Annotated in this window: 1 protein-coding gene; it reads right to left on the bottom strand. The window is 66.1% G+C overall.

The genetic code is table 11. The features are described from left to right. On the bottom strand, nucleotides 1-289 hold a 289-nt coding region (locus WH85_RS52115; protein WP_045748626.1), incomplete at both ends, for a hypothetical protein.

Below are 289 nucleotides of genomic sequence, written 5' to 3'. Positions count from 1 at the left end.
GTGTGTTCGCCGGGGTGAGGTTGTTGACCGGTCCGGCGGTGTCCGAGACGTTCTGGATGAGTTGCAGGTCTTTGTCGTGCAGGTAGCGGGTGGGGCCGTCGGGGTCGAGTGCCTCGGGTCCCATGACGCCGGGGCGGTCCTGGGTGTTGAAGAGGTGGTGGTCCGCCTTGTAGCCCTCGTTGAGGCCGAGGTAGTGCATGACCTCGTGGACGAGGACGGCCGGGTTGTCGTTGGTGTTCCAGCGGGCCTGGTGGGTGGTGTCGTCGGGATTGCCGGTGATCTCGACGGG

Origin of the sequence: Actinoplanes rectilineatus, assembly GCF_000962825.1 — a bacterium.
Taxonomy (GTDB): Bacteria; Actinomycetota; Actinomycetes; order Mycobacteriales; family Micromonosporaceae; genus Actinoplanes; species Actinoplanes rectilineatus.
The sequence above is the reverse complement of the archived record's forward strand: the minus strand, read 5'-3'. Positions and strand labels throughout refer to the sequence as shown.